The following is an 18,496-nucleotide window of genomic DNA, read 5'->3' as shown; positions in this document are numbered from 1 at the left end:
CGGCCGCACGACTGAGGGGATTGTGTGGTGGCGAAGAGAATTTCTGCTCCGGTGACAGCGTCGGCACTGTTGATTGCGGGTCTGGTCACCGCCGGTTCTGCCACCAATACGACTGTCCACACCGTGGCCCCGCAGGCCGCGCCGGACGCATTGCTGGCGGCCGCCGCCACGCACAACGCGAGCGTGAACAGTCCCGCCGACACCCCCTCGGATCAGACCGTCGGCCTGGTTCCGGCGGCTCCGGAGGCCCCCCGCAAACTCAGCGCTATGACCCCGCCCGCCGACGGCTCGCCGCTCTTCGGCGGCACCGTGCCGCTGCAGGACATCGCGCTGCCCGGCGGCAGTGGCGTGCTGGGCATTCCGGAGATCGTGCTGGCCGCCTACCGCAATGCCGAACTGGCGCTGCAGTCTTCGGAACCGAACTGCCATCTGCCCTGGTACCTGCTGGCCGGAATCGGACGCATCGAGTCCAACCACGCCAACAACGGCCGCACCGACGCCGCCGGCACCACGGTCTCGCCCATCTACGGCCCGGCCCTGGACGGGACGCTGCCCGGCAACGAGATCATCAAGGCCAGCGACGGCAGTTTCGTGCGGGCTATCGGCCCCATGCAGTTCCTGCCCGGCACCTGGTCGGTGTACGCCGCCAATGGAAAGGGCAGCGGCACACCGGATCCCAACAATGTCTTCGACGCCGCGCTGGCGGCGGGCAAGTACCTGTGCTCGGGCGGCATGGATCTGGCCGATCCGCAGCAGCAGCTCAGGGCCGTGCTGCGCTACAACAATTCGGTGTCGTACGCGGCCAATGTGCTCAGCTGGGCCAACGCCTACAAGACCGGCGGCGCCCCGCAGCAGGTGAGCATCTCGCCGGATCTGGTGCCCAACAACTACGTTCCGGTCAACGGCCCCGATATCTCGGTGGCCTCCACCACGATTCCGGCCACCGAGGCGCCCGACACCACGCGGCAGTCCACCACGCCGACGCCGACCCAGGTGATGATCACCATCCCGGGCTTGCCGCCGATCCCGTGCGGCATCTTCTGCCCGGCTCCGGTGGTGCCCGCGAATCCCTGTGAGCAGGTGATGGTTCCGGCGCAGGAGCGGCCGGATCAGAAGGCCGACAAGGTCCCCGGCGACCCGGACACCGATGACAAGAGCAAGCCCGAGGACGCCGCCAAGGCCGAGAACGGCAAGCCGGCCGAGCAGCAGTTCGGACCCGACGGCAAGCCGGTGGTCAAGGATCAGCCCGCCGTCACCACCTGCAACACGCAGACGGGTCAGCAGGGCCAGAAGCCGCAGGATCAGCCGCAGCAGTCCGTCCAGCAACCGCAGGACCAGCAAACGGTCGCGCCCTCCGGGACGCCCGAACCCGAGACCGCGGCCCCGGCCGAAACCACTCCGGACGCCACCACGACCACCACCCCGGCCCCCGGCATCACGCTGCCGTTCGGCATCACGATTCCGCTTCCGGCGCCGGCCCCCGCGCCCGCCCCGTAACGATTGTGTGATTCGCGAGTTCCGGCGCGCCGCTCCGGAACTCGCGTCTGACTTGCGTTTCCTTCAAATCCTGAGAGTTGGTCACGAAGGGGTAACAAGAAGGTCTCGGATAAGGTAACGTGACCTTCGTTGCATCACCCCGGTATCAACCGATGGCAATGGAGGGTCACCACACAGTGGGTCGTCACCGCAAACCCCCGGTCCCGAAAGTTCGCCGTGGATCGGTCATCGCATTGACCGGGCTCGTACCCGCCGGACTGGCCACAGTTACCGGAGCCGGCGACGGGAACATCGCCGACAAGCTCGCGGCTACCGTTCAGCACCAGCTGTCGAACGACAGCGAGGAACAGCTACCCAAGCCCGAGGCAGCCGTAATACCGGCCGCCGCACCGGAACCGCTGCTGCACGAGGCCAAACAGGTTGCGCCCGTTGGCCCTCCGGAGGTCAAGTCCGTCGCGCAGCCGGACGGCCGGGTGCCGTCGGCACGCGCCGCCGGGCCGCTCGGCATGCCGGGCGTCGCGCAGGACGCCTACGAGAACGCGGAACGCATTCTCGCCGTGGAGAATCCGACCTGCAATATGCCGTGGAACCTGCTGGCCGGCATCGGCCGGGTCGAATCCACCCACGGCTACGGCAAGATCGACGACAACGGCTATCCGCTCGAATCCGTCTACGGCCCGATCCTCGACGGCAGGCTGGCCGGGAACAACGTGGTCGCGACCTCCGACGGCGGCGACCTGGACGGCTTGTCCGGCAGCTACCGCCGCGCCGTGGGCCCCATGCAGTTCCTGCCCGAAACCTGGCGCAAGTACGCGGCCGACGGCAATGGCGACGGCGTCGCCGATCCGCAGAACATGTACGACGCCGCGCTCACCGCCGGCAAGTACCTCTGCTCGGGCGGCCTCGATATGCGTGATCCGGGCCAGCAGACCCGGGCCATCCTGCGCTACAACAACTCCATGGCCTACGTCGCGAACGTCATGGCGTGGGAGACCGCGTACGGCTCGGGAATCTCCCCGGCGGCCGCCGCGCTGCCTCGCATCTAGACCACGCCCCCACACCCGCCCCGGGTATAAGCGGAGGGCGAAAACGGCACGGCCGACGGCGCTCCTAGACTTGGGCGCATGCCAGTGGTTATGGAATCGGATGTGCGGGTCGCGCTCGCGAAGGTGATCGACCCGGAGATCCGGAAGCCGATCACCGAGCTGGGCATGGTGAAGAGCGTCGAGGTCGGCGCGGATAGCGGTGTCCACGTTGTGATCTACCTGACGACATCGGCCTGCCCGATGAAATCCGCCATCCAGGAACGGGTCACGAAGGCCGTCGCCGACGTGGCCGGAGTCGGCGCCATCACGGTCGAGCTGGACGTCATGAGCGACGAGCAGCGCACCGAACTGCGCCGCAAGCTGCGCGGTGACGCCGCGGAACCGGTCATCCCCTTCGCCCAGCCCGGCTCGCTCACCCGCGTCTACGCGGTCGCCTCCGGCAAGGGCGGTGTCGGAAAGTCCTCGGTCACCGTCAATCTCGCCGCCGCCATGGCCGCCAAGGGCCTCTCGGTGGGCGTGCTCGACGCCGACATCTACGGCCACAGCGTGCCCCGCATGCTGGGCACGGAGCAGCGGCCCACCCAGGTCGAGCGCATGATCCTGCCGCCCATCGCGCACGACGTGAAGGTCATCTCGATCTCCATGTTCACCCAGGGCAACACCCCCGTGGTGTGGCGCGGCCCGATGCTGCACCGCGCGCTGCAGCAGTTCCTGGCCGACGTCTTCTGGGGCGACCTCGACATCCTGCTGCTGGACCTGCCGCCCGGTACCGGCGACGTGGCCATCTCGCTGGCCCAGCTGATTCCGAACGCGGAGATCCTGGTCGTGACGACCCCGCAGCTGGCCGCCGCCGAGGTCGCCGAGCGCGCGGGCTCCATCGCCCTGCAGACCCGCCAGCGCATCGCCGGTGTCATCGAGAACATGTCCTGGCTCGATCTGCCCGACGGCACCCGCATGGAGCTCTACGGCGCCGGCGGCGGCCAGACCGTGGCCGACAACCTGACCCGTGCCATCGGCGCGAATGTCCCGCTGCTGGGCCAGATCCCGATCGAGCAGCAGCTGCGCGAGGCCGGCGACGAGGGCACCCCCATCGTGCTGCGCGCCCCGGAGAGCTCGTCGGGCAAGGCCCTGCTCGACATCGCCGACAAGCTGTCCGTCCGCCGTCGCGGCCTGGCCGGCATGTCCCTCTCCATCGACACCACCCGCCACCTGTAGCAATCACGATCAGGGAGCTCTCAGCGCGGAATTCGCCCGAATCCCGCGCCGAGAGCTCCCTGACTTTGTTCTCCCCTTGGGGGAGTGCGGAATTCGAGGGCGCGTTTCCGCCAGGGGTACGGGCGGACTGCGCTGCGGGCGGGCCCTAAGCTCGGGGCATGCTCACGATGCTGCTGTACGTGCTGATCGTCGGATTGGTCGCCGCGCTGCTGTTCCTGGTGGCCAGTGCGATCTTCGGGCGGTCGGAGGAGCTCGGGCCGCTGCCGGAGGGGACGACCGTCACCGTGCTGCCCGCGACGGGGATCAGCGGCCGCGATGTGCGGGCGCTGCGCTTCCAGCAGGTGTTCCGGGGGTACAAGGCGGGCGAGGTGGACTGGGCCCTGACCCGGCTCGCGGCACGCATCGACGAACTCGAGGGCGAACTCGCCCGCGCGACCGGAGCGGAGGCCGCGGCCGAGCCGACCGCCGAGCCCGGCACCAATTCGCAGTCCGGGCCGAGCGAGGCGGCGGTCCCCCAGATGCTTCCGGCCGAACCGGCCGTCCCGGCGGAGCACGGCGAAGAGCCGGGCGCGCGGTGACCGCGGACGCGAGCACCGACGGACTGATTCGGTGCGGATGGGCGGAGGGGTCCCGGCTTTATCGGGATTACCACGATCAGGAGTGGGGACGACCGCTGCACGGCGATGACGCGCTATTCGAACGAATGTGCCTCGAGGCGTTTCAGTCGGGGTTGGCGTGGATCACGATTTTGCGGAAGCGGCCCGCCTTCCGGACCGCATTCGAGGGCTTCGCGATCGAACGGGTGGCGGGGTTCGGGGATGCCGATGTGGAACGCCTCATGGCGGATCCCAGCATTGTTCGCAATCGGGCCAAAATACTGGCGAGCGTCCACAATGCGCGAGTTGCCCGCGATCTCGGCGAGAGCCTGGACGCCCTGCTCTGGTCCTATGCCCCGGCCCCGCGCACGCGCCCGCGGAGCATGTCCGATGTGCCCGCTGTCACAACCGAAAGCACCGCTCTCGCAAAAGAACTCAAGCGACGCGGGTTCAAATTCGTGGGACCCACGACCGCATACGCACTCATGCAGGCGACGGGGATGGTAGACGATCACATCGCCGATTGCTGGGTGAATGTCGGTACTCGCTGAACGCCACGACGGTCGGTTTTTGGAACTCAGGTACCCGCCCCGATCCGCGATAGGGAAGAATGGGCATGGTGTAGCCCGCCACATGCCGGCGGGCTGCCTGGTTGGTGACAACTGGAGTTCCATGAAAGTGCGCAGCAGACCGCGCAGATCTGGAGGGAGCAGAGGATGGCGGCCATGAAGCCCCGCACCGGGGACGGTCCCCTCGAGGCAACCAAGGAAGGGCGGGGAATCGTGATGCGGGTTCCACTCGAGGGTGGCGGGCGTCTGGTCGTCGAGCTCACGCCGGATGAAGCCGCGGCGCTCGGTGACGAACTCGTCAAAGTCACCAGCTGATCGATCGACTCGCCGGTGCCGGTGAGCCCAACTCCCGGGACTCTCAGGGGCTTCGCCCCCGAACCCCCTCGAGAATCCCGGGGGCTCCCAGGCTTACCGGTACCACGGTGAACAACTCATATCCCCACATAGTCGGCACTGCCGAGCCCTCCCCCGCGGAACGGCTCCTGGCCTGCGCCGACCTGCTGGCCTGCCCACAGTGCGGCCTGCCCCTCACGGCTCCCGTCGCCGACCCCGGAGCCGGCGACCCGCCCGCCCGAACCCTGCGCTGCCCGCACGGCCACAGCTTCGACCTGGCCAAGCAGGGCTACATCAGCCTCCTCACCGGCGCGTCCACCAAAATGACCGGCGACACCCCGGCCATGCTCGACGCCCGCACCGCCTTTCAAGCCGCAGGGCATTTCGCCCCCATTGCCGCCGCCCTGGCCGAGACCGTCGCAGCAGCCCTCCCTCACCGCGACGCCACCCCCCGCCCCGTAACTGATTCCGACACAGCAGTATTCGGAGCGGACTCCCCCACGGCTGCCACCTCGCCCACGCACCTACCCGCAGCCCGGCAACACGGTGGCGCCGCCGACCCGGCGAGCTCCCACATTCCACGCAAACCCGGCCCAGCCACGCCGACCCGGCATCGACGCCTCCGCCCCGGAACCCTCGCACCCGGAACGACCGTCACTGCGGCCTCCGCAGCACGACTCGCCACCACCCTCCTCTCCGCAGGCGGCGGCCCGGCACTGCTCGAGATCGGGGCGGGGACCGGGTATTACCTGGCGGCCGTGTTGGATGCCGTGCCGGGAGCCCGGGGAGTCGCCCTCGATGTGTCGAAGGCGGCGGCGCGGCGGGCGGCTCGGGCGCATGCGCGGGGCGGGTCGGTGCTGGCGGACGCGTGGCGGGGGCTGCCGGTGCGGGATGGCGTGATGGGGGCGGTGGTGTCGGTGTTCGCGCCGCGGAATGCGGACGAGGTGGCGCGGGTGCTGGGGGACGAGGGGCGGTTCGTGGTGGTGACGCCGACCTCGCGGCATCTGGGTGAGCTGATCGAGCCGCTCGGGATGGTGAGTGTGGATGCGGCCAAGGCGGATCGGCTCGCCGAATCGCTCGGGGAGCGGTTCGAGCTGGTGGGACACGATGCGGTCGAGTACACGATGGAGCTCTCGCACGAGGATGTGGCGAATGTGGCGGCCATGGGGCCGTCGGCGTTTCATGCGGTAGAGGGGCGGGCGGAACAGATTGCGGCCCTGCCTGATCCGATGCCGGTGACCGCGTCGGTCACGATCTCGGTGTATCGCCCACGCTGAGCCCGAGCGGTTCCGGAGGTTTCGGGCGGTTCGGGAGCAGGTCGAGGAGGTTGTGGACCAGGGGGCGGGTGTCGTCCGCCCGGGTGGCGATGTAAATCGTTGTGGCCGCGTCGGTTTCGGCGAGGGGGATGATGCGGACCGAGTCGGGGGCGGTGAAGGTGGCGCTGCGTGGGGCGATGGTGACGCCGAGGCCCGCGGCGACCAGGTAGAGGATGATGGTCCAGTTGGTGGCCTCCTGGACGATGCGGGGGCGGCGGCCGGATTCCAGGAGCGGCGCGAGATTCTGCTCGTAGGCGAGTCCGCCCGCGGCGCGCGGGAAGAAGACCAGCGGGTTCTCGGCGAGTTCGGCGCCGGTGAGGGTGGCGCGTCCGGCGTCGGGGTGGTCGGCGGGGAGGATCGCCACGAACGGCTCGGTCATGAGAGGGACGGTAACGGTGCCGGGTTGCTCGTCGGGGTCGCGGACGATGGCCATGTCGAGAGTGCCGTTGGCGAGGCGCTCCATCAGGTGGCTGGTGAACCCTTCGACCAGGTCGACCTGCACGAGCGGGAAGCGTTCGCGGAATTCGCGGACCCCGCGCAGCGGTTCGAGCGGCAGCACCGAGGGGACGAAGCCCAGGTAGAGCGTGCCCTGGCTGCCCTGGCCGATGCGGGTGACCTCGGCCAGGTCGCGTTCGGCGTGACCGAGCAGGGCGCGGGCGCGCTCGCGCAGCACGATTCCCGCGGCCGTGAGCGCGACGGTGCGCGAGGTCCGGTCGAAGAGCCGGGTTCCGAGCAGGATTTCCAGGCGCTGGATCTGCTGGGTGAGGGCGGGCTGGGCGATGTGCAGGCGGGCGGCGGCCCGCCCGAAGTGCAGTTCCTCCGCGACCGCCAGGAAGTAGCGTAGGTGCCGCAGCTCCACACCGGGGTTCATAAGTTGATCATATCGATCGCAGCTATCAAGTATTGGACGTTATGGTTCGACGTCCGACATGCTTTCCTGGTGACTCAGCAGACGGAAGCCCGCGCCCCGGAACTCGATTCGATCGTGGTCGCGCCGATGTCCTCGCCCGACGACGCCCGCGCCTTCAAGGACCTGAACCTGGAGTGGATCGAGACCATCTTCTCGGTCGAGCCCGCCGACCTGGCCACCCTCGACGATCCGCAGGCCATCGTCGATCACGGCGGCGAGGTGCTGATCGCCCGGCTGGACGGCGAGGCCGTCGGCTGTGTCGCCCTGGTCCAGGAGGAGCCGGGCGTGTTCGAGCTGTCGAAAATGGCCGTCTCGCCGCGCTTCCAGGGCCGCGGCATCGGCCGGGTGGTGCTGGCCACCGCCATCGAGCGGGTGCGCGATCTGGGCGCGACGGAGTTCTTCCTGGCCAGCAATGCGCGGCTGGCCAGTGCCGTGCACCTGTACGAGGCCATGGGTTTCGTGCACGTGCCGCCCTCGGAGCTGCCGCCCAGTCCCTATGACCGGGCCGATGTGTTCATGCGGTTTCCCCTGACCGCCTGAACCGGCGCCCGGCTATCCCTTGCGGACCAGGTCGTAGATGTGCGCGGTGTGCGCGGCGATCCGGTTCCAGTCGAAGGCGCCGATCGCCCGGTCGCGGCCGGCCGCCCCCATCGCGGCGGCCGTGACCGGGTCCGCCGCAACGGTGTTCACGGCGCGGGCCAGGCCGCGCTCGTAGTCCCGGGGCGCGGTCTCGTCGTAGTGGACCAGCCGCCCGGTCTCTCCGGGCACCACCACCTCCGGAATCCCGCCCACATCCGAGGCCACCACCGCGGTCCCGCAGGCCATGGCCTCCAGGTTCACGATGCCCAGCGGCTCGTACACCGACGGGCACACGAAAACCGTTGCGGCCGCGAGCACCTGCCGCACCAGCTCGGTGGGCAGCATCTCCTTGATCCAGAACACGCCGTCGCGATCGGCCCGCAACGCCCGCACCGACGCCGCCACCTCGGCCTCCATGGCGGGCGTGTCGGCGGCCCCGGCCAGCAGCACCAGCTGAATGTCCGGATCCAGATGCCGGGCTGCGGCCAGCAGATGCGAGACGCCCTTCTGCCGGGTGATGCGCCCGACGAATGCCGCGATGGGCCGCCCCTGGGACACGCCGAGTTCGGTGAGCACGTCCCGCGAGCCGGACGCGGGACCACCCGGATACCAGACGTCGGCGTCGATGCCGTTGTGCACCACATGGACTTTGGCGGGATCGATGTCGGGGTAGGCGGCGAGCACATCGGCGCGCATGCCCGCGCTGACCGCGATGACGGCGTCGGCGTGGGTCATGGCATTGTGTTCCGACCACGAGGACAGCCGGTAGCCCCCGCCGAGTTGCTCGGCCTTCCACGGCCTTCGCGGTTCCAGCGAATGCGCGGTCAGCACGTGCGGAATCCCGTACAGCTCCCCGGCCAGATGCCCCGCGAGCCCGGTGTACCAGGTGTGCGAGTGCACCACGTCGGCGAAGCTCGCGGCGTCGGCCATACGCAGCTGCGCGGACATCATCTGCAACGCGGAATTCGCCGCGTAGAGCATCGGATCCGGTTGGTGCACCACGGCATCCGCGCGCGCGACCCCCATGCAGTGCACGGTGACATCGCACAGCCGCCGCAACCGCGGCACAAGTTCGGTGACATGCACCCCCGCCCCGCCGTACACCTCCGGCGGGTATTCGCGGGTCATCATGGCCACTCGCAGTCCGCGAGCTCCGTCCGCGCGGTAACTCACCGGTCCAAACTAAACGTTAGCTCGCGGGCTAACCAACCGAGGTGGTCCGCAAGATCGCGATGAACACGGCACCAGCTGGACATTCCGTGTTCGGGCACAACCGGTAGTTTCAGGAGTGTGAGGAGCCAGCCGCACGTACTCGGGATCGTGCTCGCCGGTGGCGAGGGCAAGCGACTCTTTCCGCTCACCAAGGACCGCGCCAAGCCCGCGGTTCCCTTCGGCGGCGCGTACCGGCTCATCGACTTCGTGCTGTCGAATCTGGTGAATGCGGGTTACCTGCGCATTTGCGTACTGACGCAGTACAAGTCGCATTCACTGGACCGGCACATCTCCCAGACCTGGCGGCTGTCGGGCTTCGGCGGGGAGTACATCACCCCGGTGCCGGCCCAGCAGCGGCTGGGCCCGCGCTGGTACACCGGCAGCGCGGACGCGATCATGCAGTCGCTGAACCTGATCTACGACGAGGACCCGGAGTACATCGTGGTCTTCGGCGCGGACCACGTGTACCGGATGGATCCGGAGCAGATGGTGCAGGCGCACATCGACTCCGGGGCGGGCGTGACGGTGGCGGGCATCCGGGTGCCGCGCAGTACGGCGAGCGCCTTCGGCTGCATCGATTCCGACGAATCCGGCCGCATCATCGGCTTTCTGGAGAAGCCGGTGCATCCGCCCGGCACCCCCGACGATCCGAATGTCACCTTCGCCTCCATGGGCAACTACGTGTTCAGCACCAAGGTGCTGGTGGACGCCATTCGCGCCGACGCCGACGACAACGACTCCGACCACGACATGGGCGGCGACATCATTCCGAGCCTGGTGCGGTCGGGCGCGGCCGCGGTCTACGACTTCTCCACCAATGTGGTGCCCGGCGCGACCGAGCGCAGCCGCGGTTACTGGCGCGATGTCGGCACCATCGACGCCTTCTACGAGGCGCACATGGATCTGGTGTCGGTGGATCCGGTCTTCGATCTCTACAACAAGCACTGGCCGATTCGCGGTGCGGCCGAGAACCTGCCGCCCGCCAAGTTCGGCCGCGGCGGCCTGGCCCAGGAGTCGATCGTGGGCGCGGGCAGCATTCTGTCGGCGGCAACGGTGCGCAATTCGGTGCTGTTCTCGAATGTGCTGGTGGAGGACGGTGCGACGGTGGAGGGCAGTGTGCTCATGCCGGGCGCGCGGATCGGCCGGGGTGCGGTGGTGCGGCACGCCATTCTGGACAAGAACGTGGTGGTCACGGAGGGCGAGATCATCGGCGTGGACCGGGACCGGGATCGGGAGCGTTTCGCGGTGAGCAATGGCGGCGTGGTGACCGTCGGCAAGGGCATCTGGGTCTGACTACCAGGCGTTTCAATCCATCCGGCCGCGCGAGCGACACGGATAAGAGTGGACATCCGGCCGATGCTGGTCCGAAAATCTGTGCATGGAGCGCCGCCGCCGACGGGCCGCGCGGGAGGGATCACCATGCGCCGTCCGGCACGTGTCGTCACCGCCATCACCTGCCTCGCCTTGACCGCCCTGCTGTCCGGATGCGGTAGGTCCGGCACCCCGGTTCCCGGTGAGCTGGACGTCCGCACCCTGGACACCGGGTCCTATCCGGTGAACCGCTACACCTACGACCGCAACAACGGCGGCAAGGGCAACACCCTCGAGGGCATCCGCATGACCGCGGCCGTCGCCCCGGCGGTGAAGATCGACTCCCATCTCAATATCGGCCGCGGCGGCGTGGTGCTGTCCACGGTCGACGATGTGGTGAATGTCAGCCACCTGTCCTCGGCGGTCAAGAGCGTGCTGACCAACCGCGGCTTCGTGGCCGGTTTCGCGGCCAGCGGCTCGGACCGCGAGGACGTCAACGACAATCCGGATCCGAACGGCACCACCATCACCACCCGCGTGCTGCGATTCCCGTCCGCCGACAATGCCAAGCTGGCCGCCCGCGAACTCGAGGACGCCGACTTCAATGTCGCGCTGAACGTGAACCAGAAGCTCACCCTGCCCGACTACCCGGACGCCTACGCGCACTGGCGGCCGGGCGTGCCGAACATCGGGTTGACCATGGCGCGCAAGGACTTCGTGATCTCGTTGTTCATCCTGCGCCCCAGCGCCGATCAGAAGGATCTGCTGTCCTGGGCCAAGAAGACCCTCGACGCCCAGGCCCCGACGCTGGACGCCTTCCAGGAGACCCCGAACGACCAGATCTCGCAGCTGCCGGTCGATCCCGATCGCCTGCTGGCCCGCACCCTGGTGACCGACCGCGACCACAAGACCGTCGATCCCGACAATTTCGCGGTGTTCCCGGCCAATTGGCTCATCCTGCCCTCCGACGACATGGCCTACTGGACCAAGCTGGTGTCCGATGGCGGTGCCGACGAAATGTCCAGCGCCGACGGTAATTTCGTCATCCGGCTGCGAGATGGCAAGGCGAGCACGGATTTCGTGACCGGCATGATCAGCAACCTGCAGGAGTCCGCGACCAGCGGGCCGGACAAGGTGCCCGACGTCAAGTGCGTGCACCGCACCTCGGACAAGACGCCGAGCCGCTGCTACGTCAGCTACAAGCAGTACGTGGGCGTGGTGAACGGGACCAATGATTCCGACGCCCAGAAGAAGGCGGCCGCGCAGTACGCGCTGCTGGCCAACAGCCTGTAGCGGATCCGGTGCGGCGCTTCAGAATCGGAGGACGTCCGCGTCCAGCAGCCGCCAGGCGGCGGGCCGGGACACGGGACGGTGCGACCGCTCCTCGTGCGGCTGGGGAGTGACATCGGCCGGCGCTCGATCCCCGGCGCACCGGCAATCCGGCTCCGCTGCCGCGCAGTCCTTGTCGCAGGCGTCCGGGCGCACCGCGGCCGCGCTACGCGAGACCGCGTGCCCGGTGCGGGTGCGCCCGCTGCGCGGCGAACTGTCGTCACGGAACCAGTAGTCTCGAAAACCGAACGGCTGCAGCAGCGCTCGCAGGAAGGCCGCGCCGTCCTCGGGCAGCACGGTGCGGTTCTCGCCGAGAATGTCGACGCCCTGGTGGTACCAGACACGGGCGACCAGTCCTTCGACCGGGTCCACCGTCCGGAAGGTGGCGCGACCGTCCGCGGCGAGCCGGAATTCGGCGATGCGCCGCCACTGCCCGGCCTCGCGGAAGTACAACCCGACCACGGCCGGGATCCGCTGCCCCATGGGTACCCCCACTCGTCGAACTATTCCCGTGGAGTATCCGCGCCGACGGTCCGGAAACCTCGATACGACCGTTCAGTTCGGATACCCGGGTACCGGAGTTCGCGCACCGCAGAACGGTTCACACGTACTGGTCGTCGTCGGCACGTACCGCGACGCGTGGTCGTCGAAACGGGCTCCGCTGACCAGTAGCAGTACCAGCAGCCCCACGCAGATGATGCTGCCGAAGAAAACCAGTGCGGGCCAGAGCCATCCGGCCGGTAGGTGTACCCCGAGGGCCAGTCCCTCGAACATATCCCCCACCTCCTAGCAAAAATCGATCCCCCTCTGCTGTACCACCGCGTCACCACGCGAATCCAGACCTCAGCACTGCCCCTGCACCGCCCACCCTGCCCGATCGCCGTACCCGCACCGGCAACTGAGGATTCGCCGGCGACGGAACGCGGCGCTACCCGGCACACCGGGTCACCGCGAACACCCGCACCGGCGGGTCCGGTGCGGGCGGTCGCGGAGGTGTCGCGCTAGGCGGATCGGAGGTCGCGGCGGCGGAATGCCATGAGCCCCACCGTGATCAATGCCACGTCCACGAGTACGAGCACCACCAGCGGGGTGGCGGTGAACGCCTCGCCGGGCACCTTCGGGGCGTGCTCGAACGGGTTCAGATCGCGGAACCACTGGGGTGCGCCCGCGAGCGAGCCCAGCAGGAAGACCGCGATGGCGGCGGTGAGGAAACCCCACGCCACGGTCGACCAGCGTGGCAGCAGACCGAACAACAGGACGGTGATGGCGGTGAAGGTCCACACCGCAGGCACCTGCACCAGCGCGGCCCCCAGCACCTGACCGGTCTTCTGACCGACGTCACCGGCGGCGCGACCATAGATCAGGCCGCCGAGCAGGCCCGACACCGCGAGCGCCAGGGCGGGTCCGAGCAGGGCGAACGTCAGATGCGAAGCCACCCAACGGGTTCGGGAGACGGCGCCGGTGAGCACGGCTTCCGCGTGCGCGGTGCTCTCCTCGGAGTGCAGCCGCAGCGCCGCCGACACCGAGTAGGCCGCCGCACCCAGCGCGACCATGGTGAACGCGTAGCTGATCAGCGACTTCTCCAGCGATTCGGAACCGCCCATGCGGGTGATCAGATCGCGAATGGTCTGGCTGCTACCCAGTTGCTTGCCGACGCCGTTCGTCACGCTGCCGATCATCAACCCGTACAGCCCGAGTCCGACCGTCCAGGCCAGCAGCGTCCCGCGCTGCAGCCGCCAGGCGAGTCCGAGCGGGCCGCGCAGCGCGGGCCCGGCCACGAGTGCGCCCGACCGCTCCGCGATCAGGCCGGCACCGGTATCCCGGTGCGCCAGCAGGTAATACGCGACGATGGTCAGCACGGTCGCGGTGAGCAGGTGCAGCAGCAGCACCGCGAAGTGATCGCCCGCGAACGCCCGCACCTGCAGCGACCAGCCCTGCGGGGCCAGCCAGGTGAGCGGGCTGGTCGGGCCCGCCGCGGCACGCACGTCACCGACTGCGCGCAGCGTGTACGTCACACCCAGCACCGCGAAGGCGATACCGCGCGCCACGCGGGCGCCGGCCGACAGCTGGGCGGCGATCGCGGCCACCGAGGCGAACACGATGCCCGACCCGGCCAGCGCCAGACCGAAGGCCAGCGAGCCGGAGCGCGGCACGGAAGTGCTCGCGATGCTGGCGAATCCGATCAGCCCGGTGGCCAGCGCGCCACCGTAGGCCACGATCAGCGCCGCGGTCAGTCCGGCGAACCGCCCGACCCGCGTCGAGGCCAGCAGTTCGGTACGCCCGGTCTCCTCGTCGGCCCGGGTGTGCCGGATGACGGTCAGGATGGTGGCCACGCCTATGAGCGTGAAGAACATCCCGGCCTTCCAGACGCCCGAGGCGCCGAGGCTGGTGTTGTAGATCGGCCCGTACATCGCCAGTTCGGCAGGGTTCGACAGGATGCCGTCGGCGAAGCCTTGGAAGTCGGCGGGCGTGTGGTAGATCTTCTCGAGGCTCTTGATGTACACACTGCCCAGCGGCAGCGACAGCAACAGCACCCACAGCGGCAGAATGATCCGGTCGCGCCGCAGATACAGCCGCAGCAGCTGCCAGGTCCCGGTGAAATCCCCCGCGAATAACGGCGTTTCGAACGCGCGGGGCGCGGTGGCGGTGACCGCGGTCATTTCGACACCCGCTCGCGCTCGTCGGCCGGAGCCCGACCATCGAGCGAATAGTGGCGCAGGAACAGCTCTTCCAGCGTCGGCGGCTGGCTGACCAGGCTGCGCACACCGGCGTCGCCGAGCACCCGGATCAACTCACCCAGGTGTTCACTGTCCACCTGGGCGTGCAGGGTATTGCCCTCGACGCTGATGTCCTCGACTCCCGGGATGCGGCTGAGATCGCCTGGGCTGCCGACCATTTCGGCGGTGATGGAGGTGCGCGAGAGATGCCGCATCTGGGCCAGCGTGCCGGTCTCGACGGTCTTGCCCGCCCGGATGATGGTCACCCGCTCACACAGCCGCTCCACCTCGGACAGAATGTGGCTGGACAGCAGCACCGTGGTGCCGCGCGCCACCGCCTCGGCCACGCACTCGTTGAACACCTGCTCCATCAATGGATCCAGGCCCGAGGTCGGCTCGTCCAGCAGGAACAGCCGGGCGTTCGACGAGAACGCCGACACCAGAGCCACTTTCTGCCGGTTGCCCTTGGAGTAGGTGCGCGCCTTCTTGCTCGGATCCAGCTCGAAACGCTGGATCAGCTCGGCGCGGCGATCCTGATCGATCCCGCCGCGCATGCGCGCCAGCAGATCGATGGTCTCACCGCCGGACAGCGACGGCCACAGCGTGACATCGCCCGGGACATAGGCGATGTCGCGGTGCAGCGCGACCGCGTCCCTCCACGGATCCCGGCCCAGCACCACGGCCTCACCGGAGGTGCGCGACAGGATGCCCAGCAGGATGCGGATGGTGGTGGACTTCCCGGCCCCGTTCGGCCCGAGGAAACCGTGCACCTCGCCCTCGGCGACCTCGAGGTCGAGACCGTCCAGGGCTCGCACCTGCCCGAAGTTCTTGTGCAGATCCCGGACTTCGATCACGAGATTGGCAGGAACGTTCATCGAATCTCCTTGTAGGAAAACGACGTTGATGGGTTATTGCTCAGTACTGGTCAATGCGTCCAGCGCCGTGGAATCGGCGAGCATGCCGTGGGTGTAGATCTCCAGCGCGGGCAGCATCATCCGGTCGGCGTATTCGCGCAGCGCCTTGCGGAAGTCGATGGGCCCCGGCTGTTCGGCCGCGTAGAGCTGCAGGAACATCATCATGCCGCCGCCGTTGTTGGTGGCCACGTAACGCGCGGTGGCCCGCACGTCGCGCATCGGCTTGATGGACCCGCCCGCGACGCCCGCGCGCAGGTACTGCTCGGTGTCCTCGACCATGTGCTCGAAGAAGGTCTTCATCAGCGACCCGCCCGCCTGGAAGCTGCGCATCAGGTAGGCCATGCCCGGGGCGAACTCCTCGATCTCGGCCAGCTGGCGCATGAGCCCGCCGGGCGAGGGGTTCTCGATGTACTCCATCTTGGCGGCCCGGATCGTTTCCCGGACCCACTCGTCGCACGCCTCCCGCAGCCCGTCCTTGGACCCGAAATGGTGATTGACCAGCCCGGCAGAGACTCCCGCCGCGGCCGCGATGGCCCGCACGCCGACCCCGAACCCTTGCTCCCCGAACACGGTGATCGCGGCGTCGCGAATCCGGGCCCGGGTTGTCAGATCGTCGGTTGAACGCATGTTTAATACCTTAAACACGTGTTCAAGCGGAAGGCAAGGGCCTTTCGGCTCGAGTCGAGAGGATTTACGAAATCCAGACGTCCGGGCACTTCGTCACCGGAGACTTTCCGCGCCGGGAAAGTTCTCCGACCACAGTTGTCGACACGCGGACTATCGCCGCGCGGAACGCCACGGCGGAATCGAATTCCACACCGGGCGTTGAGTTTTCACCCGCGCGAAGCGCAGAACCTCACCCGCGCAAGGCGCAGAATCTCACCCACGCGCAGCGCAGAGCAGCCCGTCGCCGACCGGGATCAGCACACTCGTCAGATCCGGATCCTCGGCGATCGCGCGGGTCGCCGCCCGCACGGCCATGGTCTGCGGGTCGCGCTGGGCGGGGTCCGGAACCCGGCCCCCGAGCAGGGCATTGTGCAGCAGGATCGCGCCGCCGTCCCGCAGCAGCCGAACTGCCTGCGCCACATACTGCGGGTGCTCGAGCGGCGCGGCATCGATGAAGACCAGGTCGTAGGCCCCATCGGCGAGCCGCGGCAGCACATCCAGGGCCCGACCGTTGATGAGCCGGGTGCGCGCCGGCGCGATCTCGGCCGACCGGAACGCCTCGCGGGCCGCGCGCTGATGCTCGGGCTCGGAGTCGATGGTGGTCAGGGTGCCGTCCTCGCGCATGCCGTCCAGCAGCCACAGCCCGCTCACCCCGGCCCCGGTGCCGACCTCGACCACGGCCCGCGCCCCGAGCAGCTGGGAATACATGCTGAGCAGCGCGCCGACCGCCGGCGCGACCGGGGCCGCGCCGAGTTCGAGGGCGCGCTCGCGCGCACCGACGAGGATGTCGTCCTCGGCGACGGATTCCTCCACGTAGGCGAGGTTGCGCTGCAGGTTCTGTGCCGCGGGAGTCTGGCTCACGAAGTAGAGGCTAATGGCGATACACCGGTAAGGCGTGGCGGTGACCGGCTGGTGTGGCGATTTTTCTCAGGTGTCCCTCAGCCTCTGCATACAGCGGCCTCATCACGACCCGCCAGAGTAGTGCTCACGCCAGGCCAGCGACCGCGGGCTCGGAATCGGGAACAGCTGATCCAGCAGATTGGTTGTCCTCGATATCGGGTCCACGGTCCCGAGTAGGAGGTAACCCCATCCACATGGTCGACGCGGCGCGTGAACACGCCAACACTCTGCACCCGCAGATCAAGCCGCTGGACAGCGACACCACGCTGGACAGCGACCTTCTCCTGTCCCCCGCCGACGACGAGGCCGCCCTGTCCGGGACCGCAGCCTTCGACGCCACCGGCGATCGCTCCGTCATGCCGACCTGGGACGAGCTGGTCCGCGAGCACGCCGATCGCGTGTATCGCCTGGCCTACCGCCTCACCGGTGATCCGCAGGACGCCGAGGATCTGACCCAGGAAACCTTCATCCGGGTCTTCCGGTCCCTGCAGAACTATCAGCCCGGCACCTTCGAGGGCTGGCTGCACCGCATCACCACCAACCTGTTCCTGGACATGGTCCGCCGTCGCAACCGCATCCGCATGGAGGCGCTGCCGGAGGACTACGACCGGGTGCCCTCCGAGGGCCCGGATCCCGAGCAGGCCTATCACGACGCCAATCTGGATCCGGATCTGCAGTCCGCGCTGGACTCGCTGGCCCCGGAGTTCCGCGCCGCGGTCGTGCTCTGTGACATCGAAGGGCTGTCGTACGAGGAGATCGGCGCGACGCTGGGCGTCAAGCTGGGTACCGTGCGCAGCCGCATCCACCGAGGACGTCAGGCACTGCGCGAGCACCTCGAGCATAATGGGATTGAGCGGCGATTCGCCGCCACCGAAAACGTCGGGTGAGCCGCGGGCACTGCGCCCGCGCTTCCTGGACACCACGCCCGCGGGCAGGTGTCGCCCGAACAGCTCGAGTCGTCCGGAAGGGTGTGCAGCGTATGAGTGGCGAGGACCGACCGCACCGTCGTCCCCCGCGTTTCGCCCCCACCGAGCACCTGGCCAGTGAGGCCATCGCCGCCTATGTGGACGGCGAGCTGCGGATGAACGCGTACCTGCGTGCCGCCCACCACATTTCCGTGTGCCGCGAGTGCGCGGCCGAGGTGGATGCCCAGCAGCAGGCCCGGATCGCGCTGCGGCAGTCCTCGGATCAGATCTCCGCGCCGCTGAGCCTGCACGACACGCTCAGCCGGATTCCGCGGGCGTTGCTGCAGGAGTGCGGCAATCACCAGACTCCCGACCCCGCCGACCGCGATCGGGGTCCGCTTGCGCGCGGCATGAGTTCCTTCGGCCTGCGCCAAGATTCGTTCGACAGCAGGCGGTGGACCTCGTGGTGGCGCAAGTAGAG

The 18,496-nt window shown here is 68.6% G+C and carries 19 protein-coding genes and 2 pseudogenes; 13 read left to right on the top strand and 8 right to left on the bottom strand.

All coding sequences use genetic code 11. The features are described from left to right. Positions 1-51: 51 nt before the first annotated feature. The 8 genes and pseudogenes from ACFXIV_RS20380 to ACFXIV_RS20345 form a co-directional block, all read left to right on the top strand. Positions 52-1,497 (top strand): lytic transglycosylase, encoded by a 1,446-nt coding sequence (locus tag ACFXIV_RS20380; protein WP_379394001.1) that lies wholly within the window; start codon positions 52-54, stop codon positions 1,495-1,497. Between the two features lie 176 nt (positions 1,498-1,673). After that, positions 1,674-2,543, top strand: coding sequence for a lytic transglycosylase domain-containing protein (locus ACFXIV_RS20375; protein ID WP_379393999.1), 870 nt, complete (start codon positions 1,674-1,676; stop codon positions 2,541-2,543). Positions 2,544-2,621: 78 nt separating this feature from the next. After that, positions 2,622-3,758 carry a P-loop NTPase gene (locus ACFXIV_RS20370; protein ID WP_354833649.1) on the top strand — a complete coding sequence of 379 codons (1,137 nt, stop codon included), beginning with the start codon at positions 2,622-2,624 and terminating at the stop codon, positions 3,756-3,758. A gap of 158 nt (positions 3,759-3,916) precedes the next feature. After that, positions 3,917-4,336: a DivIVA domain-containing protein gene (locus ACFXIV_RS20365; RefSeq protein ID WP_379393996.1), complete on the top strand. Its 420-nt coding sequence runs from the start codon at positions 3,917-3,919 to the stop codon at positions 4,334-4,336. Next, a complete protein-coding gene (locus tag ACFXIV_RS20360) occupies positions 4,333-4,905 on the top strand; it encodes a DNA-3-methyladenine glycosylase I (protein WP_379393994.1) in 573 nt (190 codons plus the stop codon). Before ACFXIV_RS20365 ends, ACFXIV_RS20360 begins: the two co-directional genes overlap by 4 nt. Positions 4,906-5,070: 165 nt before the next feature. Then, positions 5,071-5,238: a DUF3117 domain-containing protein gene (locus tag ACFXIV_RS20355; RefSeq protein WP_083869218.1), complete on the top strand. Its 168-nt coding sequence runs from the start codon at positions 5,071-5,073 to the stop codon at positions 5,236-5,238. A 107-nt stretch (positions 5,239-5,345) separates the two neighbouring features. Continuing rightward, positions 5,346-5,549: pseudogene (locus tag ACFXIV_RS20350) on the top strand (hypothetical protein); the annotation flags it as partial. Between the two features lie 408 nt (positions 5,550-5,957). Next, positions 5,958-6,533: pseudogene (locus tag ACFXIV_RS20345) on the top strand (methyltransferase domain-containing protein); the annotation flags it as partial. Here ACFXIV_RS20345 and ACFXIV_RS20340 read toward each other — a convergent pair. Then, entirely contained in the window at positions 6,505-7,443 is a 939-nt protein-coding gene (locus ACFXIV_RS20340; RefSeq protein ID WP_379393990.1) for a LysR family transcriptional regulator, read from the bottom strand. The pseudogene ACFXIV_RS20345 and the gene ACFXIV_RS20340 overlap by 29 nt on opposite strands. Before the next feature lie 69 nt (positions 7,444-7,512). Here ACFXIV_RS20340 and ACFXIV_RS20335 point away from each other — a divergent pair, with 69 nt between their 5' ends. After that, positions 7,513-8,022, top strand: coding sequence for a GNAT family N-acetyltransferase (locus ACFXIV_RS20335; protein ID WP_379393988.1), 510 nt, complete (start codon positions 7,513-7,515; stop codon positions 8,020-8,022). 12 nt (positions 8,023-8,034) lie between these two features. Here the strand turns inward: ACFXIV_RS20335 and glgA are convergent, their stop codons facing one another. Further along, positions 8,035-9,204 carry a glycogen synthase gene (gene glgA, locus ACFXIV_RS20330; RefSeq protein WP_379394349.1) on the bottom strand — a complete coding sequence of 390 codons (1,170 nt, stop codon included), beginning with the start codon at positions 9,202-9,204 and terminating at the stop codon, positions 8,035-8,037. 147 nt (positions 9,205-9,351) lie between these two features. Between glgA and glgC the strand changes: the two genes are divergently transcribed. Then, positions 9,352-10,566 carry a glucose-1-phosphate adenylyltransferase gene (gene glgC / locus ACFXIV_RS20325; protein ID WP_379379853.1) on the top strand — a complete coding sequence of 405 codons (1,215 nt, stop codon included), beginning with the start codon at positions 9,352-9,354 and terminating at the stop codon, positions 10,564-10,566. Positions 10,567-10,692: 126 nt separating this feature from the next. Beyond that, complete coding sequence (locus ACFXIV_RS20320; protein ID WP_379393986.1) at positions 10,693-11,877, top strand: hypothetical protein; 1,185 nt, start codon at positions 10,693-10,695, stop codon at positions 11,875-11,877. Positions 11,878-11,895: 18 nt separating this feature from the next. On the opposite strand, the gene ACFXIV_RS20315 is transcribed toward ACFXIV_RS20320, so the two are convergent. The 6 genes from ACFXIV_RS20315 to ACFXIV_RS20290 form a co-directional block, all read right to left on the bottom strand. Then, positions 11,896-12,408, bottom strand: a complete 513-nt coding sequence (locus tag ACFXIV_RS20315; protein WP_379393984.1) for a hypothetical protein — start codon at positions 12,406-12,408, stop codon at positions 11,896-11,898. 60 nt (positions 12,409-12,468) lie between these two features. Beyond that, positions 12,469-12,687 carry a hypothetical protein gene (locus tag ACFXIV_RS20310; protein ID WP_379393982.1) on the bottom strand — a complete coding sequence of 73 codons (219 nt, stop codon included), beginning with the start codon at positions 12,685-12,687 and terminating at the stop codon, positions 12,469-12,471. 227 nt (positions 12,688-12,914) lie between these two features. Next, positions 12,915-14,573 (bottom strand): ABC transporter permease, encoded by a 1,659-nt coding sequence (locus tag ACFXIV_RS20305; protein WP_379393980.1) that lies wholly within the window; start codon positions 14,571-14,573, stop codon positions 12,915-12,917. After that, positions 14,570-15,505, bottom strand: coding sequence for an ATP-binding cassette domain-containing protein (locus ACFXIV_RS20300; RefSeq protein ID WP_379393978.1), 936 nt, complete (start codon positions 15,503-15,505; stop codon positions 14,570-14,572). Before ACFXIV_RS20300 ends, ACFXIV_RS20305 begins: the two co-directional genes overlap by 4 nt. 33 nt (positions 15,506-15,538) lie before the next feature. Continuing rightward, positions 15,539-16,171, bottom strand: a complete 633-nt coding sequence (locus ACFXIV_RS20295; RefSeq protein ID WP_379393976.1) for a TetR family transcriptional regulator — start codon at positions 16,169-16,171, stop codon at positions 15,539-15,541. 252 nt (positions 16,172-16,423) lie between these two features. Next, on the bottom strand, positions 16,424-17,071 hold the full coding sequence (locus ACFXIV_RS20290) for an O-methyltransferase (RefSeq protein ID WP_379379867.1): 648 nt from the start codon (positions 17,069-17,071) through the stop codon (positions 16,424-16,426). A 233-nt stretch (positions 17,072-17,304) separates the two neighbouring features. Here ACFXIV_RS20290 and sigE point away from each other — a divergent pair, with 233 nt between their 5' ends. Both sigE and ACFXIV_RS20280 read left to right on the top strand, forming a co-directional pair. Next, positions 17,305-17,997, top strand: coding sequence for an RNA polymerase sigma factor SigE (gene sigE, locus ACFXIV_RS20285; RefSeq protein ID WP_379393974.1), 693 nt, complete (start codon positions 17,305-17,307; stop codon positions 17,995-17,997). A gap of 92 nt (positions 17,998-18,089) precedes the next feature. Further along, a complete protein-coding gene (locus ACFXIV_RS20280; protein ID WP_354833623.1) occupies positions 18,090-18,494 on the top strand; it encodes a hypothetical protein in 405 nt (134 codons plus the stop codon). Positions 18,495-18,496: the final 2 nt, after the last annotated feature.

It is taken from the genome of Nocardia sp. NPDC059236 (genome assembly GCF_042754085.1).
GTDB lineage: Bacteria > Actinomycetota > Actinomycetes > Mycobacteriales > Mycobacteriaceae > Nocardia.
The sequence above is the reverse complement of the archived record's forward strand: the minus strand, read 5'-3'. Positions and strand labels throughout refer to the sequence as shown.